Annotated in this window: 28 protein-coding genes; all 28 read right to left on the bottom strand. The window is 39.5% G+C overall.

Going from position 1 to position 24647, the window contains the following annotated elements; translation table 11 throughout:
* Window position 1: 1 nt before the first annotated feature.
* The 28 genes from flhB to topA all read right to left on the bottom strand — a co-directional run bounded on the left by flhB (window position 2) and on the right by topA (window position 24521).
* Window positions 2-1084, bottom strand: a complete 1083-nt coding sequence (flhB, locus tag NSQ94_RS08390; RefSeq protein ID WP_339230553.1) for a flagellar biosynthesis protein FlhB — start codon at window positions 1082-1084, stop codon at window positions 2-4.
* Window positions 1081-1857, bottom strand: coding sequence for a flagellar biosynthetic protein FliR (fliR, locus tag NSQ94_RS08385; RefSeq protein ID WP_327847720.1), 777 nt, complete (start codon window positions 1855-1857; stop codon window positions 1081-1083). Before fliR ends, flhB begins: the two co-directional genes overlap by 4 nt.
* A gap of 5 nt (window positions 1858-1862) precedes the next feature.
* Window positions 1863-2132, bottom strand: coding sequence for a flagellar biosynthesis protein FliQ (gene fliQ / locus NSQ94_RS08380; RefSeq protein ID WP_063386677.1), 270 nt, complete (start codon window positions 2130-2132; stop codon window positions 1863-1865).
* Between the two features lie 17 nt (window positions 2133-2149).
* Window positions 2150-2815, bottom strand: a complete 666-nt coding sequence (fliP, locus tag NSQ94_RS08375; RefSeq protein ID WP_063386676.1) for a flagellar type III secretion system pore protein FliP — start codon at window positions 2813-2815, stop codon at window positions 2150-2152.
* Window positions 2812-3453, bottom strand: coding sequence for a flagellar biosynthetic protein FliO (locus NSQ94_RS08370; protein ID WP_339230550.1), 642 nt, complete (start codon window positions 3451-3453; stop codon window positions 2812-2814). Before NSQ94_RS08370 ends, fliP begins: the two co-directional genes overlap by 4 nt.
* 12 nt (window positions 3454-3465) lie before the next feature.
* The gene (locus NSQ94_RS08365) at window positions 3466-3828 is read right to left on the bottom strand and encodes a response regulator (RefSeq protein ID WP_063386674.1); all 363 of its coding nucleotides are present in this window, start codon (window positions 3826-3828) and stop codon (window positions 3466-3468) included.
* 21 nt (window positions 3829-3849) lie between these two features.
* A complete protein-coding gene (gene fliY / locus NSQ94_RS08360) occupies window positions 3850-4929 on the bottom strand; it encodes a flagellar motor switch phosphatase FliY (protein ID WP_339192939.1) in 1080 nt (359 codons plus the stop codon).
* Complete coding sequence (fliM, locus tag NSQ94_RS08355; protein ID WP_063386672.1) at window positions 4922-5920, bottom strand: flagellar motor switch protein FliM; 999 nt, start codon at window positions 5918-5920, stop codon at window positions 4922-4924. Before fliM ends, fliY begins: the two co-directional genes overlap by 8 nt.
* A 33-nt stretch (window positions 5921-5953) precedes the next feature.
* Entirely contained in the window at window positions 5954-6382 is a 429-nt protein-coding gene (gene fliL / locus NSQ94_RS08350) for a flagellar basal body-associated protein FliL (RefSeq protein ID WP_066246495.1), read from the bottom strand.
* Window positions 6375-6593 carry a flagellar FlbD family protein gene (locus NSQ94_RS08345; protein ID WP_063386670.1) on the bottom strand — a complete coding sequence of 73 codons (219 nt, stop codon included), beginning with the start codon at window positions 6591-6593 and terminating at the stop codon, window positions 6375-6377. Before NSQ94_RS08345 ends, fliL begins: the two co-directional genes overlap by 8 nt.
* Before the next feature lie 25 nt (window positions 6594-6618).
* A complete protein-coding gene (locus NSQ94_RS08340; protein ID WP_339230548.1) occupies window positions 6619-8148 on the bottom strand; it encodes a flagellar hook-basal body complex protein in 1530 nt (509 codons plus the stop codon).
* Between the two features lie 35 nt (window positions 8149-8183).
* Window positions 8184-8627: a flagellar hook assembly protein FlgD gene (flgD, locus tag NSQ94_RS08335; protein ID WP_063386668.1), complete on the bottom strand. Its 444-nt coding sequence runs from the start codon at window positions 8625-8627 to the stop codon at window positions 8184-8186.
* A 9-nt stretch (window positions 8628-8636) separates the two neighbouring features.
* Window positions 8637-9908, bottom strand: a complete 1272-nt coding sequence (locus NSQ94_RS08330) for a flagellar hook-length control protein FliK (protein WP_339230546.1) — start codon at window positions 9906-9908, stop codon at window positions 8637-8639.
* Window positions 9909-9952: 44 nt separating this feature from the next.
* Window positions 9953-10579, bottom strand: coding sequence for a hypothetical protein (locus NSQ94_RS08325; RefSeq protein WP_082829322.1), 627 nt, complete (start codon window positions 10577-10579; stop codon window positions 9953-9955).
* Window positions 10580-10585: 6 nt separating this feature from the next.
* Window positions 10586-11029: a flagellar export protein FliJ gene (gene fliJ / locus NSQ94_RS08320; RefSeq protein ID WP_063386665.1), complete on the bottom strand. Its 444-nt coding sequence runs from the start codon at window positions 11027-11029 to the stop codon at window positions 10586-10588.
* A complete protein-coding gene (fliI, locus tag NSQ94_RS08315) occupies window positions 11026-12342 on the bottom strand; it encodes a flagellar protein export ATPase FliI (protein ID WP_094246046.1) in 1317 nt (438 codons plus the stop codon). Before fliI ends, fliJ begins: the two co-directional genes overlap by 4 nt.
* A 5-nt stretch (window positions 12343-12347) precedes the next feature.
* Window positions 12348-13100 (bottom strand): flagellar assembly protein FliH, encoded by a 753-nt coding sequence (gene fliH / locus NSQ94_RS08310; protein WP_311066232.1) that lies wholly within the window; start codon window positions 13098-13100, stop codon window positions 12348-12350.
* A complete protein-coding gene (gene fliG, locus NSQ94_RS08305; protein WP_063386662.1) occupies window positions 13093-14094 on the bottom strand; it encodes a flagellar motor switch protein FliG in 1002 nt (333 codons plus the stop codon). The genes fliH and fliG overlap by 8 nt, the downstream gene beginning before the upstream one ends.
* Before the next feature lie 13 nt (window positions 14095-14107).
* Window positions 14108-15712 (bottom strand): flagellar basal-body MS-ring/collar protein FliF, encoded by a 1605-nt coding sequence (gene fliF, locus NSQ94_RS08300; RefSeq protein ID WP_063386661.1) that lies wholly within the window; start codon window positions 15710-15712, stop codon window positions 14108-14110.
* Window positions 15713-15758: 46 nt separating this feature from the next.
* A complete protein-coding gene (gene fliE, locus NSQ94_RS08295) occupies window positions 15759-16055 on the bottom strand; it encodes a flagellar hook-basal body complex protein FliE (RefSeq protein WP_066246512.1) in 297 nt (98 codons plus the stop codon).
* Between the two features lie 16 nt (window positions 16056-16071).
* Window positions 16072-16515 (bottom strand): flagellar basal body rod protein FlgC, encoded by a 444-nt coding sequence (gene flgC / locus NSQ94_RS08290; protein WP_066246514.1) that lies wholly within the window; start codon window positions 16513-16515, stop codon window positions 16072-16074.
* Window positions 16515-16904, bottom strand: coding sequence for a flagellar basal body rod protein FlgB (flgB, locus tag NSQ94_RS08285; RefSeq protein WP_063386658.1), 390 nt, complete (start codon window positions 16902-16904; stop codon window positions 16515-16517). Before flgB ends, flgC begins: the two co-directional genes overlap by 1 nt.
* Before the next feature lie 348 nt (window positions 16905-17252).
* Window positions 17253-18032, bottom strand: a complete 780-nt coding sequence (codY, locus tag NSQ94_RS08280; RefSeq protein ID WP_066246516.1) for a GTP-sensing pleiotropic transcriptional regulator CodY — start codon at window positions 18030-18032, stop codon at window positions 17253-17255.
* Window positions 18033-18064: 32 nt separating this feature from the next.
* Window positions 18065-19468: an HslU--HslV peptidase ATPase subunit gene (gene hslU / locus NSQ94_RS08275; RefSeq protein WP_063388413.1), complete on the bottom strand. Its 1404-nt coding sequence runs from the start codon at window positions 19466-19468 to the stop codon at window positions 18065-18067.
* A 15-nt stretch (window positions 19469-19483) separates the two neighbouring features.
* Window positions 19484-20026 (bottom strand): ATP-dependent protease subunit HslV, encoded by a 543-nt coding sequence (gene hslV, locus NSQ94_RS08270; RefSeq protein ID WP_082829323.1) that lies wholly within the window; start codon window positions 20024-20026, stop codon window positions 19484-19486.
* A 14-nt stretch (window positions 20027-20040) separates the two neighbouring features.
* Window positions 20041-20952: a tyrosine recombinase XerC gene (gene xerC, locus NSQ94_RS08265; protein WP_063388414.1), complete on the bottom strand. Its 912-nt coding sequence runs from the start codon at window positions 20950-20952 to the stop codon at window positions 20041-20043.
* A gap of 63 nt (window positions 20953-21015) precedes the next feature.
* Entirely contained in the window at window positions 21016-22323 is a 1308-nt protein-coding gene (gene trmFO, locus NSQ94_RS08260; RefSeq protein WP_063388415.1) for an FADH(2)-oxidizing methylenetetrahydrofolate--tRNA-(uracil(54)-C(5))-methyltransferase TrmFO, read from the bottom strand.
* Between the two features lie 119 nt (window positions 22324-22442).
* Complete coding sequence (topA, locus tag NSQ94_RS08255; protein WP_063388416.1) at window positions 22443-24521, bottom strand: type I DNA topoisomerase; 2079 nt, start codon at window positions 24519-24521, stop codon at window positions 22443-22445.
* Window positions 24522-24647 lie beyond the last annotated feature (126 nt).

Here is a 24647-nt window from a genome sequence, read left to right as displayed (position 1 = left end):
GTTACACTTTTTGTTTTTGACGATAAACATAAGCTAAAATTTCAGCCACAGCCTTAAAAAATTGTTCAGGAATCATCTCGCCAATTTCCACTTGGTCATACAAGGAACGAGCGAGCTGCCTGTTTTCGACTGTTATGATTTCATGGGCTTTGGCAATTTGCTTGATCTTTTGCGCGACAAAATCTGTTCCTTTTGCAACTACGACAGGTGCATCGTGTTCCTTTTCATCATACTTTAAGGCAACTGCATAATGAGTAGGGTTCGTAATGACGACATCAGCTTTCGGAATTTCCTGCATCATCCTTCTCATCGCCATTTCCCTTTGTTTCTGTTTAATTCTCGATCTAATTAACGGGTCGCCTTCCATTTTTTTGTACTCATCTTTTACTTCCTGCTTAGACATGCGAATGTTTTTTTCGAAATCCCATCTTTGATACAAGTAATCTAGCAATGCGATGAACAAAAGCGCACCTGAAGCATATAATCCTATCTGCACCGCCAGCTTTGAAATTGAAGCAAAAGCTCGTTCAAGCGGCATTTGCGGAAGTCGCAAAATCTCCTGCCAATTGAAATAAATATACGCAAAGGTTACCCCGCCGATAAAGAAAACTTTTAAGATCGATTTCAAAAGCTCGACAATTGCCCGAATGGAATATATGCGTTTAAATCCTTCAATCGGATTCAGTTTATTTAATTTCATTTTCAACGGTTCAGTTGTAAAAAGAAATCCAACTTGAATATAATTACTGAAAAACCCAGCAACGAAGGCTGCTATCATGAATGGAGCGGTAATTTGAGCGCCTTCCAATACATATTTATTAAAGATTGAATGCACATTTTCTTCTGTGATATCCGTCAACAAATAATCTTCAAAAGTAGAATGGAACATGTTTAAAATATTATCAATCACCGTTTTCCCGAAAAACAGCAATGACAGAAAAACTAAAAACATGGTGATGGCTGTGTTCAAATCGGGACTCTTGGCAACCTGCCCTTTTTTCCTGACATCCTGCCGCTTTCTCGGAGTCGCTTTTTCCGTTTTTTCTCCGGCAAAATATTGCAAATCTAACGGTAAATAATTCATGCGCCATCACCTAATAAATTCATTAAGGTTCTCATCACATCGAACATGTATTGGAAAAGCCCCTGAATTATCATAAATATAATGCCTAAAACGAGCACCATCATCAGAAAGCTGACGCCAATTTTAATGGCAAACCCAATGACAAATACATTCATTTGCGGAACTGTCCGGGCAACAATCCCTAGAGCAAGGTCAACTAAAAAGAGCGAAGCGACTATCGGAAGCGCCATTTGAAATGCTACGAGAAACATTTTGCTGAACGCCTTCAAAACTTGTTCGGCAACAGCTCCATCAGAAATCGGAATAAAATATTGATCCGGAGGGATTACTTGAAAACTGTATACAATCCCGTTAATCAGCATATGGTGCCCGTTTAGGCTCAGCATGAGCAATAGGGCAAAAGAATAAAGAAATTGTCCAATTAACGGCGTTTGAACTCCTGTCTGCGGATCAATAATATTCGCGATGATAAACCCCATTTGAAAATCGATTAAGCTTCCTGCAATGTGGACAGCTGACATGATGATATATGCGATCAGACCAATGAATAGTCCGATTAAAACTTCTTTTATTATCAGCGGGTAGAAATTCGCATCTAAGTCAACCTTTCCCTCATCGATCGTCATGACGATGATAAGGGAAAGGAAAAAAGACATGCCAATTTTAAACCGCATCGGAATATTCCGATATGAAAATAATGGAAGCGTTGCAATAAAAGCTGTTATTCTTGTAAACACAAGCAAAAAAAGCGGATAATACTCCAGCATCATCATTCAACTCATCCAACAAATTGATTGAGATTGCTGAAAATATTATGTGTATACGACAAAATGACAGATAGCATCCATGGGCCAAAAATAATCAATCCGACCAAAACAGCCACAATTTTTGGTATGAACGCCAATGTCTGTTCCTGTATTTGTGTCGTTGCTTGAAAGATGCTGACAATTAAGCCGACAACAAGCGATATTAAAAGAAGTGGCCCACTGATCATTAAAGTTGTATAAACCGCTTTTTCTGCTATGGAAAGGATCATTTCGGTACTCATTGGCTCACCTACTTATTTTAAAAACTTTGCAGCAATGATTTGACAACTAAGTACCAGCCGTCCACGAGCACAAACAGCAATATTTTAAAAGGCAATGATATCATGACAGGAGGAAGCATCATCATTCCCATTGACATGAGGACACTTGATACAACCATGTCAATGATTAAAAAAGGAATAAAGATCATAAAACCTATTTGAAACGCTGTTTTTAATTCGCTGATGGCAAATGCAGGCACTAAAGCCACGAGCGGAATATCGTCAATCGTCTCAGGATTTTCAATATTGGCGTAATTTAAAAACAAAGCTAAATCTTTTTGTCTCGTATGTTTGCTCATAAATTCCTTTATCGGCTTTTCCGCCTGTTCATACGCTTCCTCAATGGTTATTTCATTGTTGAACAAAGGATTCAAAGCTTTTTCATGTATTTCTTGAAAAGTCGGTCCCATTATAAAAAAGGTTAAAAAAAGTGCAAGGCCGATGAGCACTTGGTTGGGCGGCATTTGCTGGGTAGCAAGCGAAGTTCGCACAAACGATAACACGATGACGATGCGCGTAAAGCAAGTCATTAAAATCAATATCCCTGGTGCAATTGACAAAACGGTGAGCAGAAGCAAAAGCTTCACAGTCGTCGCAACATTTTCCGGATCATTTTGATTAAAATAGCTAAAAAACTCACTCATTTTTTTGATCCTTTCTGCCGAAGACGCTGCATCTGTTCACGTCTTTCTTTTAATAGTGATTCCAGTTCTTTTTTGAAGGAGGTCTTCTCGCTATCCTTTTGTTTATGATTATTTAGAATGAAGCGCATCATATTTTGTTCAAAAGCATTGTTGCCGGGCTCTTTCTGCATGTCGATAATTTTCTTATATTCCTCTTCATCATTAATTTCTTGTAATAGTTCAATCGTATCCCCGACGCCAACGATTAGAATGCGATTCCCCACCTTCACCAGCTGGATGGACTTGTTTTGTCCTAAGGAAATGCCGCCGAGATTTTGTAAGTATTTAGTTTCTTGCGGAAGCTTTATTTTTTTGTTTAAAAATTTTAATAAAAAGATTAAGAGACCTAAAACAATAATAAGTGTAAAAATCATTTTCAAAACATCGAATACTGATAAGGAGGTGCTGTTGCCACCATCTTCAACCAATTCGTTCGTCGCTTTCTCTTCTTTTTTTTCATCCTGTTGATCGGATGTCTGCTGTTTTAAATATTCCTCAACGGTGGGATTTTTCGCGGCTGCATGCACGAAATCGGCGTTTGTTGGAACATAAAAAAACAACAGCCATAAACAGCACAAATATGTAATACGTCGTTTCAATGCAAATGCTCCTTATCCCAATGTCTTTTGAATAGCTTCCAGTACACGATCGGCCTGAAAAGGTTTCACAATAAAATCTTTGGCACCAGCTTGAATAGCATCGATTACCATTGCCTGCTGTCCCATCGCTGAACACATGACAACTTTTGCATTTGGATTGATTTTGCGGATTTCCTTTAAAGCAGTGATGCCATCCATTTCAGGCATTGTAATATCCATCGTGACTAAATCAGGCTGCAATTCTTTAAATTTTTCGACTGCCTGCGCACCATCTGCAGCCTCTCCTACTACTTCATATCCATTTTTTGTCAATATATCTTTGATCATCATTCTCATAAATGCTGCATCATCAACGACTAAAATCCTTTTTGACATTTTGCTCCTCACTCCTATCAACTATTTTAGATTCATTATCCGATCTGCTTGACTCATGATATCCGTTACGCGAACACCGAAATTTTCGTCGATGACAACTACTTCACCTTTTGCTACCTTTTTGCTGTTTATGAATATGTCGACTGGCTCCCCGGCCAGCTTATCAAGCTCGATAATGGATCCTTTAGACAATTCCAAAATTTGTTTGATGGATCTTTTTGTTCTTCCAAGCTCAACCGTTACATTTAAAGGAATGTCGAGCAGCAGCTCCAAATTGTGCGTGTCTACAGATTGATTCGTTTGTTCATCAAACGTCGCAAATTCAACAGGTTTAACTTCAACAGGCTGAGCTTTTTCCTTCTCGCTTTTTTCTATATGCAGCTGTTGATTTTCTCGCACTTCTTCAGGTTCTGTTTGCACGTTATTTGATGCCTCTTTGCCCGCTTTATTCATTAATTCAACAACGAGCTGTTTAGCAAAATCAAGGGGTAAGAGCTGCATAATATTCGAATCAATTAAATTGCCGACAGTTAATCGGAAGGATACCTTCACAAGCAGTTCGTCATCAGGAATAGCATCGGTTCCTTCCCCTTCTTTAACATTCAATAATTCGAGGCGAGGCGGTGAAATATCTATTTTTTTATTTAAAACGGTTGACATTGATGTGGAAGCAGATCCCATCATTTGATTCATCGCTTCCTGGACAGCACTTAATTGAATTTCCCCCAATTCATCCGGGTTGGAACCATCCCCGCCAATCATTAAATCAGCAATGACAGCAGCATCGCTTTGTTTAATTACAAGCAGATTGCTGCCGGACAGCCCTTCTGTAAAAACTACTTCTATTGCTACGTATGGATGTGGAAACTCCTTTGCCAGTTCTTGCTTATTAATAATTGACACGCTCGGAGTAGTGATTTCTACTTTTTGATTAAGCAAGGATGATAAAGCTGTAGCAGAACTGCCAAAAGAAATATTTCCTATCTCCCCAATCGTATCTTTTTCAATATCATTCAATAGATTGTCAGTTTCAGTTGATTCTTGATTTCCCCCTTTTAATAGAGAATCGATTTCCTCTTGTGACAACATGTTATCAGTCATCAGCTTCGTCACCTCTCTCTATGTGGCCTAATATTTGAACGGCCAGCTTCTTGTTCTTTTTGCCAGGCTGTCCAAAAAATTTAGGGACGTCACCTACTTTAATCACCAACGGGTCGCTGGTCGATTGATCAAGACGGATCATATCCCCCACTCGCATTTCAAGAAACTCTTGAACTGTCACAACGGACGTCCCTAATTCCGCAACCACCGGAACTTCTGCAAGCTTTATCCGGTTTTTGATTACTTCCGTTTCCACAGAGTTTTGGGCTTTCCTTTCTGATTGCATCCAATAATGGACGGAAAGCTTTGGAATAATTGGTTCCAACACAACATGGGGAATACAAAGGTTTATCATTCCGCTCGCTTCTCCCACTTGTGTATTAAGGGAAATAACAACAACTGTGTCATTTGGAGATACCATTTGCAAAAATTGCGGATTTACCTCAAATTCCTGCATGCAAGGCTCAATGTCCAAAATGGTACTCCAAGCTTCACGGTAGTGCTCCAAAGTTTTTTCGAAAATGGATGCAATAATTTTCATTTCAATTTCTGTTAATTGTTCAATCTTATTCATGGAAGCCCCGAAACCGCCCATTAACCGATCCATCATTGCGTACGCAATATTTGGGTTCACTTCCATAATAATTCTTCCATCAAGTGTCCCAAGTTCAAAAACATTTAAAACCGTCATTTTCGGAATGGAACGGACAAACTCTTCATAGGGCAGCTGGTCTACAGACGTGACGGTTATTTGGACATATGTCCGCAATTGCGCAGCAAAATACGTCGTTAAAAGCCTTGCGAAATTTTCATGCACTCGAGTAATGCTGCGAATTTGATCTTTTGAAAAACGAAGAGCACGTTTAAAATCGTAAACTTTTATTTTCTTTGCTTCTTCTTCTTTCTTTAATTCATCAACATTCATTTCACCGGTCGTTAATGCAGATAATAGCGCATCAATTTCACTTTGCGATAAAATTTCATTTGACATAATGAGAACATCACCTCCTTATCCCTTTTTTGTCTATTGAAGGATAAAGGAAGTCGTGTACACTTGTTTCACTTCTCCTTCTTGTAAAAGCGCATCGACCTTCTTTTTAATCGTATCTTTAAAGCGGTCCATTCCAGCTTGCCCTTCCAAATCTTTTGCTTCCATATTTGCCAGTTCGGTTATAATAATATCTTTTATTTGAAATTCTCTCTTTTCTAATTCTTCTCTCGCTTTTTTGTCAGATGCTTCAATTTTGAAAGAAAGTCTTACAATATTTTTACTTTTTAAGTTTGTCGTAATTTCAGGAACATCAAATGACGATTCCACCACCTCGTCGATGGAGCGGTTTTTCGCTTCTACCGGATCCTTCGTAAAAAATTCCATGACGACAAACGTAGTCAGTGCAGCAATTCCAACGGTTGAAATGACGATTAATAATGCAGTTATAAATTTTTTACTCATTTTCTTGTCCCCCGAAATAGAAAGCTTTCCCAAAACCAAATTGTTTATAAAGCTCATTGATTTTTGTTACTACTTCCGTCTGTGAATCTTTTACTATATATTTTTTGCCGGATATTAACGTAATAGTCGTATCAGGAAACGATTCAATCCGTTCGATTAACAACACATTCAGATAAAAAGCTTCGCCATTCAGTTTTGTTAATTTGATCACGTTTCAAGCTCCCCCGTTCTTCCTATTAACGTTTTAAGCCAAGGAGCTCCTGCAAAATTTCGTCAGAAGTTGTGATGATTTTCGTATTTGATTGAAAACCTCTTTGTGCCACAATCATTTCCGTAAATTCTTCCGCCAAGTCCACATTGGACATTTCTAGTGAACTATTAATCAATGAGCCTGCTCCATCCTCTCCTGGAACGGAAAGTTCGTTAAGCTGCAGCCCATTGCCATTTTTGTCGATAGAACCAGAGTTAGGCGTTTCTCTAAAAAGATTGCTTCCGATTTTTTCTAATCCTTCTGGATTTGGAAAGTTCGCAAGCCGGATTTGTCCAGCGACTTTTAACTGACCGTTTCGATCAATAAACGTAACCTTTCCATCAGGCCCGATGCTAAAGCTTTTAGCCGAAAGCGGAATTTGGATGAGACCGGCTTCTCCGCTCAACGAATCCGTCCATTGCGCCTCTTTTAAACTTTCGGCAATATCTTCGTATTTAATGACTGCTTGCCCAACATTGTTAAGGGCAACTTTATAATTCTCAATTGTCCCGATCAACTTCGTCATTAAATCAAGCGTATTCGTGTCAGCACTTGAACCTAACGGGATAGCTGTTGACGGATTTTGCGGATAATCCCCCGCTGTAATCGGCAGAATCGGATTCGTGATTGTTGTAATGACGTCAGTATATGACGGTGTATTGTTAAAATTATTAATAGAATTATTTAATTGTCCGATTGCCGTTTCAAACTGGTTTCGAATATTCCCAAACCCTGACGTTGGGTTTGTAATGGCTGCATTAAACTCTGTCCATATATCAATTAAAGCATTACGTGCATTTTGCATAGAGGTGTATAAAGGTGATGGGTTTTGTCGTCCGTCTTTTTCCCATATTTCCACCGCATCATTATATGCTTCATAAGCTTCCATCAATGCATTCGCTCTTTTTGAAATGTCTCTCAACGATTCATACATATTTTTATAAGGTGTATTGAAAGACGTGATTTGCTGAAGCGCTGCATTTGCTTTTTGAATTCCTTGATCTGTCGGAGGAATTTTTTCACCTGTTTCGCCAATTAAGTAAAGCCCTTCGCCAGTTACTAAATATCCGTTTGCATCCAAATAAAAGTTTCCAGCGCGGGTGTATGCTAAATCAATTGCTCTATCAATGGCGCCCAAAATTTTATTGTCTCCAAATTGTCCTGCGTAATCAATGTTGACTCTCGTTAAATCGGTAATCACTCCGACAGGAAAAAAACCGTCTCCGCTGATCGCTACATCAAGAAGTCTTCCCGTTGATTGAGTTGGTCCAGATGTATGAACAGTGTCGATTGTTCCGATTGCCGCACCCAATCCTACCTGTGCAGGATTTATACCTCCTCGTCCATTTACAGCGGCGCTTGCGCCTGAAATTTGCTGGTTGACTAATTCTTTAAAAGTGACACGTCCTTTTTTGAAGCCGTACGTGTTGACATTCGCGATATTGTTGCCAATGACATCCAATTTCAATTGAAAATTTTTCATTCCGCTAATACCAGAATACATGGAACGCAACATATGAACCTCTCCCTTTCTTTAAAATTTTAATATTATTATCCTTCCTGATCAGATGAATCGTTTTCTCCAGCTTCGGATACTTTCGTAATACTTGAGCTTTCCACTTCATCGCCGTTGGCAAGCGCAATGATGACTGTATCTCCATTCATCCGCACGCTTTTGACAATGCTCTGCTTTTGCTCACCTTCTTTTGAGTATTCTACCGATTTGCCGATGAGCTGCGAATATTTGATGAGTGCATCCGATTTTAAAAAGGCTTCAAGCGATTTATTCATGTTTGTTATTTGTTCCAATGTTGAGAAATTCGCCATTTGAGCAATAAACTCTTTATCTTCCATTGGATTTAGCGGATCCTGATATTGCAATTGGGTAATCAATAACTTCAAAAAATCATCTTTTCCAAGAGTTGACTTAGCTTCCCTTGCTTTGTTTTCTGTATAGGTCGATAACAAATAGCTGTCGATGGAAATTCCGCTCATAAGAACCTCCTATATAATGGCATTTACATACTCTTTTAATTTTTCCATAAAAGTTTGGTCGTTCTGCTGTTCATTTTGATGCTTTTCTTGATCTTCCCCGTTATGTTGCTGCGAATTGCCACGTCCTCTTTTTTCTTGAAAGAAATAATGCTCTTCGTCAAAAATATCAAAGCGGTCAATTTGCAATGTTATATTCGGCAGCGAATGCTTTAACTGCTGAATACTATGCTCTAACAATTCTTTCGCTGATTGAGTCGATGTCTTAATTTTGGCGCTCATTTGGTCGCCATCTTTTATTAATTGAATGGTAATGGTCCCTAAATGCTCCGGAGTGAGCCGTATCGTCAATTTTTGTGCGCCATTGGGAAGCTGGCCAAATCGACTTGTTTTTATTACGTCTTTTAACTTTTGAAAAAATTCCTCTTGGACGTCTATACTCAGTTCAGAATCAATTTGCGAAGCCGGATTTTCTGAGCCAAATTTGTTTATGTATGATGTAAGAGTCAACTCAAACGTATCCTTCGTTTGGCTCGTTAGGAAATTTCCAACACTTTTTTGTTCAGCACGGCTCTCTTGTTGAACAAACTCCATTAGAGGATGCGTTCTTGCCAATATTTCCTCACGCTGCACCAATGGTTTCTTATTCGTGTCCATTTGTTGTATAAAATGAAGCGGCTCTGATGTTTCTAGATCATTAGGCAATATGTCAGCTATGGTAGCACTATGATTCTCATATCGTCCAATCCGACCAGCTGTTAAAATATTTTGAAGCATCGTGCTGCCTAGATCTCCATACTTTCTAGTAATGGTTTCAAAAACTTCGAGCATTCGAATAAACTCGTTCGGCTCATTTCGTTGCAAATAAGCTAAAATAGCAGTGATTTGCTGAAAAAGTACAGTTTTTTCCGGACTTTGCTCCGTATGATCAACATTCAATTCCATATTGCTCGCAAATGTCAATTCCAAATTTTCAGAAGAAGGTTGGCTGACAGAAGATAAACTGCTGTCTTCTCTCTCCTGTTTGTCTTGAGCGTCTGTTTCCTGATCGTGCAAAATGTCAAGAGAGAGCCAATTTTTGATCACATCTTGCAACTCTTCTAAGATAGTTGTTTCGATTTCTAATTTTTGCGGTTCATTTCCTTTCACCTGATCGGCTGGCTTCATGTTCACAAGCTGATCAAAAAACGTTTGAAAAGTTGACTCTTCCTTTTTTTCTTCTCCGTTTGTTGATTGTATGTTTCGCGTGTTCAATTGGAAAAACTGCAATTTAATGGCATCCATTTGTTCACCTCCTGTAATATGATCAGAATGTTCATGTAAGTTATTTATTGAGCAGCTGCCTCTTCAGTTGCTGATGGTGCAGATTCGGCTGCTGGTTGTTCAGATTGAGCTGCTGATTGCTCGGATAACAGCTTCGTATATTTGGCAGCGTCTTGGGGAGTCATTTTTTCTAAAATTCTAGCAAGCACGGCTTTTTTTAAAGATGATAGTATGCTGACTGCTTCATCATCAGAAAGCTCTGTAATGATGGCAGCTGCTTTTTTACTTGACATTTCCCCATATACTTTCGCAATATCAACGGCTTGTTGTTGATTTTTTTGCGGATTGGTTTGAGCTGCGTTTTCCAATGAGTTGATTTGCTGTGTCAGCTCTTGTATTTCTTCATCCTTGCTTTTCAGCTGTTCTTGCAGCTGATTGATTGTGTTTTCCTGCTCTTCAATCTTTTGCTTGAGCTCTTCTTGCTCTTTTTCCAGCTGCTCGTTCAGCCTTTCAAGATTTTCTTGCTTCTGACCTCCTTGCGCTAAGTCCGAAATAATCGGAATATTTTGGGCCGGCAGAATGCCGAGAAAAAACATGACGATTACGGCGACAAGCCCAAGACTAAAAAGTGATAAAAATATGGTCAAGAAAGTTTTTAAACCGCCTCGTTTCTTTTCTTTTTTCGCCATCATTTCCACCTAATTTCTATGAAACGAATATGTAATGATTGATATTTCATCCATCATTTTTCCTTCTTCTCGTTTCCTTAGCTCCATAAATTTCTTGTAATCTTTTTCTTTTATTTTTTCATATTGCTTTACTTCTATATGTTTTTGCATCAAAATCGACTGTTTTTCATTCATTGCATTACGAGAATAAATGACAAGCTGCTGGTAATGCTCAATTGTTTTTTCCAAATTTTGAACAAACTGTTGATACTGCTTAATTTCTTGAACGGACATCCCTTTGTTCAATTTTTCTTCCTGAAGCTTTACGAACTCCTCTTTTTGTTTTAAAAATGTGTACAGCTTTGTTGCAACTTTTTTAAAATTCTCAACGGAATCTTCATATTCTTTTGATGATTTTCGTTTCTCATTTTCCTTTACATCCAATATTTTTTGGTAGCGGAAATGGTATGTCATGTCTTGTCACCTTCTTCAAGTAGCGAAATTAATTGCTGTACGCTTTCCTCAAATGTTATTTTTTCATTCATATGCTGCTGAAGAAATCCGTTTATTTTCGGATAATAATCCATTGCTTGATCCATTTCTTTTGAAGAGCCTCTTTTATATGCGCCGATCTTAATTAAATCTTCTGACTCGGTATATGTAGAGTACAATGCTTTCAGTTTGTTCGCAGCTTCGAGATGCGCCGGTTCGGCAATATGGTTCATAAGGCGGCTGACGCTTTTTAAAATATTAATTGCAGGAAAATGTCCTCTATTCGCCAACTCGCGATCGAGCACAATATGCCCGTCCAAAATTCCTCTCACAGTATCCGCTATCGGCTCGTTCATATCATCGCCATCAACTAAGACAGTATAAATGGCTGTGATCGAACCCTTTTCATTATTTCCTGTTCTTTCTAAAAGTCGAGGAAGCATGGCGAACACTGAAGGGGTGTATCCTTTTGTCGTCGGCGGTTCCCCAACTGCCAGTCCAATTTCCCTTTGCGCAATCGCTACTCTCGTGACTGAATCCATCATAAACATGACATTATATCCTTTATCTCGAAAATATTCTGCAATCGCCGTTGCAGAATAGGCAGCTTTAATTCTCATTAAAGCCGGCTGATCGGAGGTTGCCGCCACAATAATCGTCCGCTTTAGCCCTTCTTCCCCTAAATCTCTCTCAATAAATTCTCGAACTTCTCTTCCCCTTTCACCTATTAAGGCAATCACATTTATATCTGCTCCTGAGCTTCTTGCGATCATTCCGAGCAAAGTACTTTTTCCAACGCCGCTTCCTGCAAAAATACCTACCCGCTGACCTTTCCCAATCGTTAAAAAACCGTCAATTGCTTTCACACCCACTTCAATTTTTTGGGTGATCGGCGGCCGGGTTAACGGGTTCGGCGGCTCATTCTCAGACAGAATAGTCGTTAAACCTTTTGGAAGATTGGATCCGTCCATTGGATGACCAAATGCATCTAATACTTTGCCGATCAGGCTGATTCCCGATTTTATTTTCAGGGGCGAGCCTGTTGCTTCCACGACACAGCCAGGTGCAATTTGGTTGACCTTTGTAAATGGCATTAATAGAATATTTTCTTCTTTGAATCCGACAACTTCTGCCAGCGTTTTTTCATTTTTTCCTACATGTACATAGCAAACATCACCGATGGAGCATTCAGGTCCGCGTGATTCAATCATGAGTCCGACTACTTTTTTCACTTTTCCATATCTCTTATAAGAGTCCAGCCGATCTATATGGTCGATCAATTGAGCTACTTTCAATCGCTTCAATCCTCCCTGACAAGATTTAACAGCTTGCTTTTTAATTGCTCCAGCTGTGTATCAATGCTCGCATCAATTTTTCCAAATGGCGATTCCACACAAATTCCGTTTTCGGGCAAATTTACATCTGGAAAAATATAGAGCTCTGTTTTGGTTGTAAATAGTTCCATTAATTCTTCTTTTTGTTCAAGCATAAATTCATATTTGTCAGGGTGAACGTATATTTTGACTTCTGGATATTCCTTTACTTCACAAATCACTTCGCGAACCAATCCAGTAAACAGTTCAGGCTCTCGCTTTAGGTTGGCTGCAATAATTTTTTCCGCTACTTTTACAGCAATTTCAATAATGGTTTCCTCGGAAGCTTCTATTTTTTTCTCATAATCTTTTTTGGAAAGCTGGACTACCTGTCTGGCAGATTCAATCACATTTTCATACTCTTGAAGTCCATCTTTTTTCCCTTTTTCAAAACCGTCTTGATACCCTTCTTTTCTTGCTTCTTCTATTAGGCGCGCCTTTTCTTCCTGCCAAGCTTCCCTTTCTTTTTCGATCTCCTTAAGCAATCGCGTTTTTTCTTCTTCAGCTTTTTCTAAAATTTTCTCTGCTTCCAAATGGGCTGCCTCAAGGAACTGTGAGCGCTGTGTGTTCTCTTTTTGATCGGAAGCGGCGAACTCTTCCTGAATTTGGATCGTTCTGATCGTCAATTTGTGCGGCTTGTGCAATGACCAAGCATGGCCGGATTTTATGACTCTAGACAATGATTTCATCTCCTTGTCCTCGAGCGATCACAATTTCGCCAGCATCCTCTAATCTTCTTATCACTTCAACAATTCTTGATTGCGCTTCTTCTACATCACGAAGCCGAACAGGACCCATGTAATTCATTTCCTCCTTGAATGTTTCCGCCATTCTAGTTGACATATTTTTAAAGACAATTTCTTTCACTTCATCCGACGCAACCTTTAACGCCAACATGAGATCATTATTATCCACTTCGCGAATGACGCGCTGAATGGCGCGGTTATCCAAGGTAACAATATCTTCAAATACAAACATCCGCTTTTTGATTTCTTCGGCAAGCTCGGGGTCCTGCACTTCTAGTGCTTCCAGTATCGTTCGTTCTGTCGAGCGGTCGACACCGTTTAACACTTCCACTACTGTTTCGATTCCACCCGTTTCTGTGAAATCTTCCGTTACAGTAGAAGAAAGTTTCTTCTCTAAAACTTGTTCAACTTCATTAATTACTTCAGGGGATGTGCGGTCCATAATGGCGATTCTTCTTGCAATATCCGCTTGAACTTCCTGAGGCAAGCTCGATAAAATTTGTCCCGACTGCTTGGCATCCAGATAGGACAAAACTAAAGCGATCGTTTGCGGATGCTCGTTTTGTATAAAGTTTAAAATTTGAGCCGGATCTGCTTTTCTAACAAAATCAAACGGCCGTACTTGAAGAGAAGATGTCAGCCTTCTGATTATTTCACTTGCCTTTTCCCCTCCTAATGCTTTCTCAAGCACCTCTTTCGCATATTGGATCCCCCCTTGGGCAATATAATCTTGCGCAAGGGCGATTTGATGAAACTCTTCGATCACTTCTTCTTTTTTTTGCGAATCCACTTTCCGTACACTCGATATTTCTAATGTAAGCTTTTCAATTTCTTCTTCCGTGAGGTGTTTATAAACGGAAGCAGAAGCTTCCGGACCTAAGGAGATCAATAAAATAGCAGCCTTTTGCCTACCGTTTAACTTTTTCATATGTCATTTCCCCCTAGTCTTCATAGAGCCAAGTGCGCAATAGTTTAGCGAATTCGTCAGGCTTCTCTTTGGCAAGCTCCTCAAGCTTCCTACGCTGCTCATTTGCTTTCGTTTGCTCGACAGATTCTTCTTCTTGCACAGGCTGCGGCACCACTTCTTCTATTTCGTCAAATTCATCATCTTCATACTCATCTTCTTCGTCTCTCCGTCTTTTCCACCACCATAGGAATAACAAGCCAAGAAGCAGAATGCCTGCTCCAATTAACACATAGCCCCAAATTGGGAATGATGATGGCTCCTCCAAATCATCCGCATTTATTTTGCCTGAAAACGGCTGAACAGAAACTACGATTTTATCCTCAATGTCTTGATCCGTTAACGGCTCGGCCTCCGGATCTTCATTGATGCTTGTCCGAACAATTGTTGATAAAATTTGTTCAATATCATCTACACTCTGCTGCGGCAACGAATTTGGATTTTCCGGATTCGGGGGCTCAACCATGACTTGAATGCCCAGATCTCTAATTTTATATGGACTTTCAACAATTTCCCGTTTGATCCGGTTTACCTCATAATTAATTCGGTCTTCAATTTTTTCATATTCTCCTTCTCCGTTTACACCGGCAGCCTGTTGATATGTATTCGGGACATCTGTTTGACCTGTTCCAGCAACGCCGGCAGCTTGCGCCCCAGTACCTGTGTATGTTTCCGTAATCCGTTCTGCACTGATGGCAATTCCTTCATTGTTCTCCTCATCAACTGGCTCGACTAAGTTTTCTTCCCGCTTTTCCTGGGTAAAATCAATATCAGCTGATACGTTGACAACCACTTTGTCTTGGCCCATCATCGTACCCAGCATTCTTTGCACTTGCCGTTGAATATTTTTTTCAATTTCCGATTTGATTTCAAGCTGGGAAGCAAAATTAGTGCCAGGTGTATCCTCTTGTTTCAAATCATAATAATCAAAATTTTGGTCCATTATAACAATGTTTTCAACAGGTAAATTCGGCACGCTCTTGGAAACAAGGTGATAGAGTGCATTCACTTGCGATTGGTCAAGCTTGTAACCCGGCTCCAAATTTAAAACAATGGAAGCTGATGCTTCTCCTGCGTCCTCGCCGACGAATACCGTTTCTTTAGGTAAATTGACCATCACTTTAGCGTTTTTTACGCCTTCGATTTCTTTAATTAAATTGGCCAGTTCTGTTTGTGTAGCTTTTAATTTTAATACATCAAATTCATTATCTGTCATGCCAAAACCGATATTTTGTCCAAAATACGAATAATCGATATTTCCGCTTTCAGGAATACCTTCAGCAGCAAGCTCCACTTTCAGTGCATTTGCTTCGCTTTCCGGCACTTTAATAGTTGTTCCGTTATCGGCTATTTCCGATTGAATCCCTTTGTTATCGAGGGTTTCTTTGATTCGGCCAGCTTCTTCCAATGATAAATTCGTATATAGCGGTATCATTTTCGGTTTTGACAAAACTATTGACGAAACGATAATGGCAATGATGATGAGCGATGCGCCTCCGATGATGAGGGCTTTTTGCCATTTTGTCCTTTGCCTCCAAAATGACAAAATTGTATCCTTTATTTGCAGTAGTTTTTGATTCATTCTTTCTGATCCCCCGATAATGACATTCCATTTCTAAATAGACTAATTATATTTGCATTCTCATCACTTCTTGATAAGCTTCAATGACTTTATTCCTGAATTCAACAGTTGCTTCAAGTAAAATGCTCGCTTTTTGTGCTGCGATCATGACATCATGAAGCTCTACATTTTGTCCTGCTGCAAGAGCATTTGTCAGCCGATCGGAATTTAATTGAGCTTCATTGACAGCTTCCAGCGATTTTTTCAACATATCTGAAAAGGATGATTTCCCAGAATTTTCCGCACTTTGTGCTCGGTTTTCGAGCTGGATCGATTGAGTCGGAAAAGAAATTTGCTCAATCATTTACATCACTCCTATTCTATTTCCCTATTTCCAATGCTTTCAGCAGCATGTTTTTCGATGCATTAAAGCTTGTAACATTTGCTTCATATGAGCGCGTGCTGCTGATCAAGTCGACCATTTCTTTTAAAGGATCTACATTTGGCAAAGAAACATAGCCATTTTCGTCTGCATCAGGATGGTCGGGATCATAAACGATTTTAAAAGGCGTCTCGTCCTCAACAATGGCTTGAACTCTCACGCCGTTTCCAACGCCGTTCAGCTCTTGATTCAGAAAAGCTGAGAAAGGTTTTGTATCCTCTGCTGTTACAACCATTTTCCGGCGGTAAGGCTGCCATTGCCCGTCCACATATTCAGCTCTAGTCGTCTCCATGTTTGCCATATTCGATGAAATGACATCCATTCTCAGCCGCTGAGCTGTTAAAGCTGATGCGGAAATGTTTAAAGACTGAAAAATCCCCATTATGTACGACCACCTTTTATTACTGTTTTTAATGAATTAAATTTGCCATTCAATCTGTCAATCAATGCATTGTAGAAAATTTGATTTTCCGCAAGCTTTGCCATTTCTTGATCAATGTCGACATTATTCCCATTATGCTGATAAGCACTGTTTGTCCTCGTTTCCACAATCGATGTGCTTTCGCTGCCCACAAAAGGAAGATGACGCGGATTGGTCCGATATGCATCCAGTTTTATTTGTTGATCCAAAACGTTTTTAAAATTAACTGTTTTCGCTTTATACCCTGGAGTGTCCACATTTGCAATATTATTGGCTATAACTTTTCCGTTTAAGGAAGAAATTCGAATTGCCTGCTCCAAATTGGCTATTGAATTAGAAAATATTTTCATTGCTCCCTCCAAAAGTATGATGATCTTGTATTGCAAAAGAAATAAGAAGTAAAAATGTCGAATTTTGCTAATTTATAAATATTATTTTAAAAAAGAAACAGCTTAAAGTCTATGTATAATTTGTAAAAAATCGTCGTACATTGCGATTATTTTTTTTCTAGTTCTAAATGACTATCACTTTTTTAACATTGGAATTTGATTCTGCAGCTTTTTCAGAGGGATGAGTAGGAGGTTAGAACTTATTGAAATTAGACAAATCAGCCGATTTTCAATAAGAAATTTGTAGAAAACATTTATAAAAAGCTGCTTCAAAAGGTTTGATAAACAAACCTTTAGAGCAGCTTTCTTTTAATGGTTTTTTAATTTTTCTAGTTCAACTAAAAATTTGTTGTTTAACACTTTAATATATGTGCCTTTCATACCAAGAGAACGAGATTCAATGACTCCAGCGCTTTCTAATTTGCGAAGCGCATTGACGATCACAGATCTGGTAATGCCGACGCGGTCAGCAATTTTGCTTGCAACTAGCAATCCCTCTGTGCCGCTTAATTCTTCAAAAATGTGTTCGATCGCTTCGAGTTCGCTGTATGATAAAGAGCTGATTGCCATTTGGACAACCGCTTTGCTTCTCGCTTCCTCTTCAATTTCCTCGGCTTTTTCTCTTAAAATCTCCATTCCAACAACAGTTGCCCCGTATTCAGCCAATATTAGGTCATCATCATTAAATTGAGTTCCCAGTCTAGATAATATAAGGGTTCCTAAGCGGTCTCCTCCTCCGATGATCGGAACAATGGTCGTATATCCGTTTTTAAAGAGCTCGCGGTTCTCAACAGGAAATGCAGTATATTCGCTATATACATCTAAATTTGGTGACGTTTCGGTAATATTAAATAAACTTTTCGTATACTCTTCAGGAAATTTTCTTTCCTCCAGCATTTTTTTCATGCGGTCATTATCTATTTGCTTGTTCAAGCCGAAGCCTAATACTTTTCCTCGGCGGCTGAGCACAAAAATATTTGCCTCAATGACTTCACTTAATGTTTCCGCCATTTCTTTAAAATTAACAGGTTTTCCTGCCGCCTTTTGCAGCATCGCATTAATTTTTCTTGTTTTTTCTAATAACTCCATGATCTCAAATCCTCCTAAAAAATTTCATCTTTTTATAAAATAAATTGACTTAAATCTTTGTTTTGAACAATTTTATTTAATTTTTCTTCCACATAGTTCGGTGTAATCACAACCTTTTCTAAATTTATATCCGGCGCTTCAAACAACAAGTCTTCCAGCAGTTTTTCTAAAATGGTATGAAGCCTTCTTGCCCCAATATTATCTGTATCTTGGTTCACTTGGTAAGCAATTTCAGCAATTTTACGAATAGCTTCGTCAGAAAATTCTAATTTTATACCTTCCGTCTCCAATAATGCTTCATATTGTTTTAATAAAGCATTATCCGGTTCAATTAAAATTCGGACAAAATCATCTGCCGTTAGCTTTTTCAATTCCACGCGAATCGGAAAACGTCCTTGCAATTCAGGGATTAAATCCGATGGCTTCGCCATGTGAAAAGCGCCAGCTGCAATAAAGAGTATATGGTCGGTTTTTACGGTGCCATATTTTGTTACAACTGCAGATCCTTCCACGATTGGAAGTATATCTCTTTGCACACCTTCGCGGGAAACATCAGCACCAGAACTGTTGTGGCCGTTTTTGGCAATTTTGTCGATTTCATCGATAAAAATGATGCCTGATTGTTCCGCGCGTTCAATGGCAAGCTGTGTCACTTCGTCCATATCAATCAGTTTTGCTGCTTCTTCATTCGTCAAAACCTTTCGGGCGTTTTTCACAGTAAGCTTTCTTTTTTTCTTCCTTTTTGGAAGAAGACTGTTCAAAGCATCCTGCATATTAAAGCCCATCTGCTCCATCCCTGTCCCTTGCAGGAGATCGAACATAGAGGGCTGCTGTTCCTCAATTTCAACCGTAACAAAATGGTCTTCTAGTTCGCCTGCTGCTAATTTGCGGGCGATTTCTCTCCGCTTCTCCTTTAGATCCTGTTCATTTTCTCCCTGCGTTTCGAACGAATTTGTTTGTTGATTTCCTCCGAAAAGCATTTCTAAAGGATTTTTGTAAGCAGCCTGTTTTTTCTTACTCGGAACGAGGAGCTCGATCAGCCTGCGATTGGCGTTTTCTTCCGCTTGTGCTCTTACTTCCTGCATTTTTTCTTCCTTCACAAGCCGGACGGAAGTTTCCACTAAATCGCGGACCATCGATTCCACATCTCGCCCGACATACCCTACTTCTGTAAATTTTGTTGCCTCCACCTTTACAAAGGGCGCGCCGACGAGCTTTGCAATTCTCCTAGCAATTTCAGTTTTTCCAACCCCAGTCGGACCAATCATTAAAATGTTTTTCGGAACCACTTCATCGCGAATTTTTTCATCCAATAAGCTTCTCCGGTATCGATTTCTTAACGCAACAGCAACCGCTTTTTTCGCTTCTTCCTGACCGACTATGTATTGGTCTAATCGTTCAACAATTTGTTTCGGAGATAATTGCATTTTTTTCATTCGCCTCCCTCCTTTCTAAAGTTCCTCAACGATAATGTTATTGTTCGTAAAAACGCAAATATTTGCTGCTATTTCTAGAGCGGATTTAGCGATTTCTTTGGCAGACATTTGTTCACCGGCATATTGTTTCAATGCACGTCCTGCAGCAAGGGCATAATTTCCCCCTGAGCCGATAGCTAAAATGCCATCATCCGGTTCGATTACTTCACCCGTTCCAGAAAGGAGCAGAAGCTTTTGGGCATCCATCACAATTAACATTGCTTCTAATTGTCTTAATACTTTGTCGCTTCGCCACTCTTTTGCCATTTCCACAGCCGCTCTTGCCAAATTGCCGTTATACTCTTCCAGGCTGCCTTCAAACTTTTCAAACAGCGTAAACGCATCAGCAACAGATCCCGCAAATCCAGCAAGCACTTTTCCATTATAAATTTTTCGGACCTTTCGTGCTGTATGCTTCATCACAACTTGATTGCCAAGTGTTACTTGTCCATCACCTGCCATCGCGCATTGTCCTTTATGGCGAATGGCAAAAATCGTTGTCGCATGAAATGTTGACAATTGCAAGCCTCCCTTTAAGAATCTTTTGCCCGTGGATGGTAGGCCATATAAACATTTTTCAAATGGTCTTTTGACACATGGGTATAAATTTGCGTTGATGATAAATGAACATGGCCCAAAAGTTCTTGAACACTTCTTAAGTCAGCTCCAGCATTTAAGAGGTGAGTCGCAAAAGTATGCCTAAACATATGCGGATGAAGATGCAGATTTTTTGCTGAAGCATCTATCAGCTGTTTTAAGATATACCGAACTCCCCTTGCTGTTAAAGGCTTTCCCCGATGGTTTACAAACAAAAAGCGATGATCCTGTCCGGACTGATTTTTCATCAGCTTGCTTCTGCCATCATGGATATATCGTTCCGCTGCCTGACGTGCATAGCTTCCGAAAGGCACATAGCGCTGTTTGTTTCCTTTTCCATTTACTAAAATGGTCTCAATGGAAAAATCCAGGTCTTCAAGGCGAATTTGGCATAATTCGCTTACACGGATTCCTGTTCCATATAAAAATTCCAAAATCAATTGATTCCGCTGCCCGAGCGGATCATTCAGGTCGGAAATGGAAAACAGCATTTCCAGCTCCTCATCAAATAAAAATCTAGGGATCGCTTTTTTTTGCTTCGGAAGTGACACTAAAGAAAAAGGATTGTCCGTTACATATTTTTCCCGCAAAAGAAAATGATAAAAAGTTCTAATGCTTGAAATTTTACGGGAAATGGATGTTTTGGAATACTTTTTGCTTAAATCCGTCAAAAAAATACGTATATCTGAATATTGAACGTCATCCAGCCTTTCTAACCCTTCTTTTTCCATAAAAGAAAAAAAATCATTCAAGTCATGCAGATAATTCACAATTGTATATTGTGAATAATTTTTTTCAATTTGTAAATATTCAATGAATAAATTTAAATAATTCTTAACATTTTCCACTCTTAGCACCTCACAAAGGGCTACTAAATCGTATCACATTTGCAGTAGCCCTTTCAATCCATTTTATAATTTTTTCGAAATTTTTTGAATAGTTTGAAGTGCTCTTTTTGCCAATTGTTCATTTCTTTCTTTTTTCACTTTAATGTGGGTGTCAAGCGGTTTAAAAAGACCAAAATTCGCATTCATCGGCTGAAAATTATTCGGATCTGCCGTTGTAATATACTTTGCCATGCTTCCCATTGCTGTTTCATCAGGAAATTCAATCAATTCCTTTCCCAAAACGAGGCATGCCGCATTAATGCCTGCTATTAATCCGGAAGCAGCTGACTCAACATAGCCTTCTACGCCAGTCATTTGTCCGGCGAAAAACAAATCCTCGCGCCCTTTATATTGATAAGTTGGTCTAAGCAGTTTCGGGGAATTGATAAACGTATTTCGATGCATCACTCCATATCTGACAATTTCCGCCTTTTCAAGCCCCGGAATCATCTGAATGATTTCCTTTTGCGGACCCCATTTTAGATGAGTTTGGAAGCCGACGATATTATACAAAGTCCCTGCCGCATTATCCTGCCGCAGCTGGACGACGGCAAAAGGACGCTTTCCTGTTTCGGGATGCTCCAAGCCGACAGGCTTCATCGGTCCGAAAAGAAGCGTTTTCTTTCCTCTCTTTGCCATGACTTCAATCGGCATGCATCCTTCAAAAAAGATTTCTTTCTCAAATTCTTTTAGAGGAACAGTTTCCGCGCTGATTAATGCCTCATAAAAGCGCTCGAACTCTTCCTCTGTCATCGGACAGTTTAAATATGCAGCCTCCCCTTTGTCGTATCTTGATTTCAAATATACTTTTTCCATATCAATGCTGTCTTTTTCAATTATCGGTGCGGCTGCGTCGTAAAAATATAAATATTCCTCGCCAGTAAGCTTTTTTAATGCTTCCGATAATGCTTCTGAAGTTAAAGGTCCTGTCGCTATTACCGTCGGCCCTTCTGGAATGTCCGTCACTTCTTCGTGAAAGACGGTAATATTGGGATGTTCTTTCACCCGTTTAGTGACGATATCCGCAAATTCGTGGCGATCAACGGCAAGTGCACCCCCAGCCGGAACGGAACATTGATCAGCAGCCGAAATAATTACGGAGTCACACATTCTCATTTCTTCTTTCAATACTCCGACTGCATTTGTCAAAGAATTGGCTCTCAACGAATTAGAGCAGACCAGTTCAGCAAATTTATCCGTATGATGGGCTGGAGTTTGCTTTTTTGGACGCATTTCGTACAAGCGAACTTGAATTCCTCTTTTGGCAATTTGCCATGCCGCTTCGCTTCCAGCTAGCCCAGCACCGATAACGTTGACAACTTGATTGTTCATTTTAGCACTCCTCCGTCTTTTTAAAAGCTCTCTTCTTGTTGTGTTTTCGTGAAAAAGCTGCCGAAATATCTCCATGAAGAAGGTGAGCCTTACATTGCTCACCAAAGAGAAGATATTTGTTAACGCTGCGGTTCTTCTTTATAGTCACAAGAAGAACATTGCACTTGAACACCTTTTTTCAAACGTTTTTCTACCAAAATTTCTCCACATTTCGGGCATTTTCTTTCAACCGGCTTTTCCCAAGAAATAAAATCGCACTCTGGGTAACGGTCACATCCATAAAATACGCGGCGTCTCTTCGACTTTCTCTCCACAATATTTCCCTCATGGCATTTCGGACATTTCAAACCGATTTCTTTTAAAATTGGTTTTGTATTGCGGCAGTCTGGAAAATTGGAGCAAGCCAAAAATTTTCCGTACCTTCCCATTTTGTAAACCATTTCGCTTCCGCATTTTTCACACTTTACACCGGCATATTCATCTTTTATTTCTACCTTTTCCATTTCATTTTCGGCTTTTTTAACATTCTTTGAAAAATCATGATAAAATTCATCAATAATTTTTACCCAATTTACTTTTCCTTCTTCTATATCATCTAAATCATGCTCCATTTTCGCAGTAAATTCCACATCCAAAATTTCAGGGAAAAATTCCATCATCAGCTCGTGGACAATTTGGCCAAGTTCTGTTGGGACAAATCGTTTGTTTTCAAGCGCAACATACCCTCTTCTTTGAATGGTATCGAGCGTCGGTGCATATGTAGAAGGACGTCCTATGCCTAATTCCTCCAGCGTTTTGACAAGCCTCGCTTCCGTATACCTTGGAGGCGGCTGTGTAAAGTGCTGCTCCGGTTTTAAATCTTTTGAAAAGATTTTATCCCCTTCCTGAAGATCAGGCAAAAGACGATTGCTTTTATCTTCTTCTTGATCGTCCGTCCCTTCTACATATACTTTCATAAAACCATGGAATTTGATTTTTGAACCGTTTGCACGGAACATAACACCATTGTTCTCCAAATCAACGCTCATCGTATCCATGACAGCCGGCGACATTTGGCTCGCGATAAATCGTTCCCAAATCAGTTTGTATAATTTATATTGGTCTTTTGTTAAAAAGTCTTTTATTCCATCCGGATTTCGAAAAGCGCTGGTCGGCCGTATCGCTTCGTGTGCATCCTGAACATTGCCTGATTTCTGACTTCCTCTCGTTTTTGCTTGCGCATATTCACTGCCAAACATCTTTTCAATATAACTGATTGCCTCCGATTTCGCTGTGTCTGAAATTCGCGTGGAATCGGTACGCATATAAGTAATCAATCCGACAGTGCCTTCCTTGCCGAGGTCAATTCCTTCATACAGCTGTTGTGCTACCATCATCGTTTTCTTCGCACGGAAATTGAGTTTCCTTGCAGCTTCCTGCTGTAAAGAGGAAGTTGTAAATGGAGGTGCAGGATTTCTTCTCCGTTCTTTTTTTGTTACTTTCGTTACGGTAAACTCATTTCCAATAACTTTTTGGAGCACCTGTTTTACATCTTCTTCTGTTTTCAAATCCTTTTTTTTGCCTTCAACACCCCAAAAAGCAGCTTCAAACGACTCCGTTCCTTTAAGAAAGTCTCCGTTAATCGTCCAATATTCCTCAGGCTTGAAATGTTTAATTTCATTTTCACGATCGATAATTAGACGGACAGCAACAGATTGAACTCTCCCGGCACTTAAACCCTTCTTTACCTTTTTCCAAAGGATCGGGCTGATATTGTAGCCGACCAGCCTGTCTAATACCCTTCTTGCCTGCTGGGCATCAACTAAATCCATGTTAATAGCTCTTGGCGATTTAAAAGAATCTTTGATCGCATCTTTTGTAATTTCATTAAACACAACGCGGCAATCGGATTGGATATCAATATCTAAGCTTTGCGCTAAATGCCACGCAATCGCCTCTCCCTCTCTGTCCGGGTCGGCTGCAAGAAAAACTTTTTTCGCCTTTTTGGCAGCGTTCTTGAGCTCTTTCAGAACCGGCCCTTTCCCTCTTATCGTGATGTATTTTGGTTGAAAATTGTGTTCTATGTCAACTCCCATTTGACTTTTAGGCAAGTCCCGAACATGGCCCATTGAAGCCTTCACGGTATATTTTTTTCCTAAATACTTTTCAATTGTTTTCGCCTTTGCTGGCGACTCCACAATGACTAAGTAGTCCGACATTCATTTTTCCTCCTTAAGAGGTTTTCTCTCTTTTTATGCATCAGTTTATGAAAATGATTGTTGATCATTCAACTGTTAAAATAATCTTCACTATTATTAAATATTCCAATGCATTTTGTCAAACAG

The sequence above is a fragment of the Aeribacillus sp. FSL K6-2833 genome (assembly GCF_037965815.1).
Lineage (GTDB): Bacteria > Bacillota > Bacilli > Bacillales > Aeribacillaceae > Aeribacillus > Aeribacillus composti.
The sequence above is the reverse complement of the archived record's forward strand: the minus strand, read 5'-3'. Positions and strand labels throughout refer to the sequence as shown.

Bases quoted from the DNA above. Each gene is read 5' to 3' on its own strand.
- hslU (WP_063388413.1), bottom strand. From the start codon at position 19,468: ATGAAAAAAATGCAATTATCTCCGAAACAAATTGTTGAACGATTAGAC.
- fliF (WP_063386661.1), bottom strand. From the start codon at position 15,712: ATGAATCAAAAACTACTGCAAATAAAGGATACAATTTTGTCATTTTGG.
- NSQ94_RS08340 (WP_339230548.1), bottom strand. From the start codon at position 8,148: ATGTTGCGTTCCATGTATTCTGGTATTAGCGGAATGAAAAATTTTCAA.
- fliP (WP_063386676.1), bottom strand. From the start codon at position 2,815: ATGAGTGAGTTTTTTAGCTATTTTAATCAAAATGATCCGGAAAATGTT.
- flgB (WP_063386658.1), bottom strand. From the start codon at position 16,904: ATGAAAATATTTTCTAATTCAATAGCCAATTTGGAGCAGGCAATTCGA.
- flgC (WP_066246514.1), bottom strand. From the start codon at position 16,515: ATGGGGATTTTTCAGTCTTTAAACATTTCCGCATCAGCTTTAACAGCT.
- fliE (WP_066246512.1), bottom strand. From the start codon at position 16,055: ATGATTGAGCAAATTTCTTTTCCGACTCAATCGATCCAGCTCGAAAAC.
- codY (WP_066246516.1), bottom strand. From the start codon at position 18,032: ATGGAGTTATTAGAAAAAACAAGAAAAATTAATGCGATGCTGCAAAAG.
- NSQ94_RS08330 (WP_339230546.1), bottom strand. From the start codon at position 9,908: ATGGATGCCATTAAATTGCAGTTTTTCCAATTGAACACGCGAAACATA.
- fliL (WP_066246495.1), bottom strand. From the start codon at position 6,382: ATGAGTAAAAAATTTATAACTGCATTATTAATCGTCATTTCAACCGTT.
- NSQ94_RS08365 (WP_063386674.1), bottom strand. From the start codon at position 3,828: ATGTCAAAAAGGATTTTAGTCGTTGATGATGCAGCATTTATGAGAATG.
- fliR (WP_327847720.1), bottom strand. From the start codon at position 1,857: ATGATGATGCTGGAGTATTATCCGCTTTTTTTGCTTGTGTTTACAAGA.
- fliY (WP_339192939.1), bottom strand. From the start codon at position 4,929: ATGACTGATAACATGTTGTCACAAGAGGAAATCGATTCTCTATTAAAA.
- fliG (WP_063386662.1), bottom strand. From the start codon at position 14,094: ATGAAAAAGTTAAACGGTAGGCAAAAGGCTGCTATTTTATTGATCTCC.
- trmFO (WP_063388415.1), bottom strand. From the start codon at position 22,323: ATGAACAATCAAGTTGTCAACGTTATCGGTGCTGGGCTAGCTGGAAGC.
- flhB (WP_339230553.1), bottom strand. From the start codon at position 1,084: ATGAATTATTTACCGTTAGATTTGCAATATTTTGCCGGAGAAAAAACG.
- flgD (WP_063386668.1), bottom strand. From the start codon at position 8,627: ATGAGCGGAATTTCCATCGACAGCTATTTGTTATCGACCTATACAGAA.
- NSQ94_RS08325 (WP_082829322.1), bottom strand. From the start codon at position 10,579: ATGATGGCGAAAAAAGAAAAGAAACGAGGCGGTTTAAAAACTTTCTTG.
- fliJ (WP_063386665.1), bottom strand. From the start codon at position 11,029: ATGACATACCATTTCCGCTACCAAAAAATATTGGATGTAAAGGAAAAT.
- fliM (WP_063386672.1), bottom strand. From the start codon at position 5,920: ATGTCAAATGAAATTTTATCGCAAAGTGAAATTGATGCGCTATTATCT.
- topA (WP_063388416.1), bottom strand. From the start codon at position 24,521: ATGTCGGACTACTTAGTCATTGTGGAGTCGCCAGCAAAGGCGAAAACA.
- fliQ (WP_063386677.1), bottom strand. From the start codon at position 2,132: ATGAGTACCGAAATGATCCTTTCCATAGCAGAAAAAGCGGTTTATACA.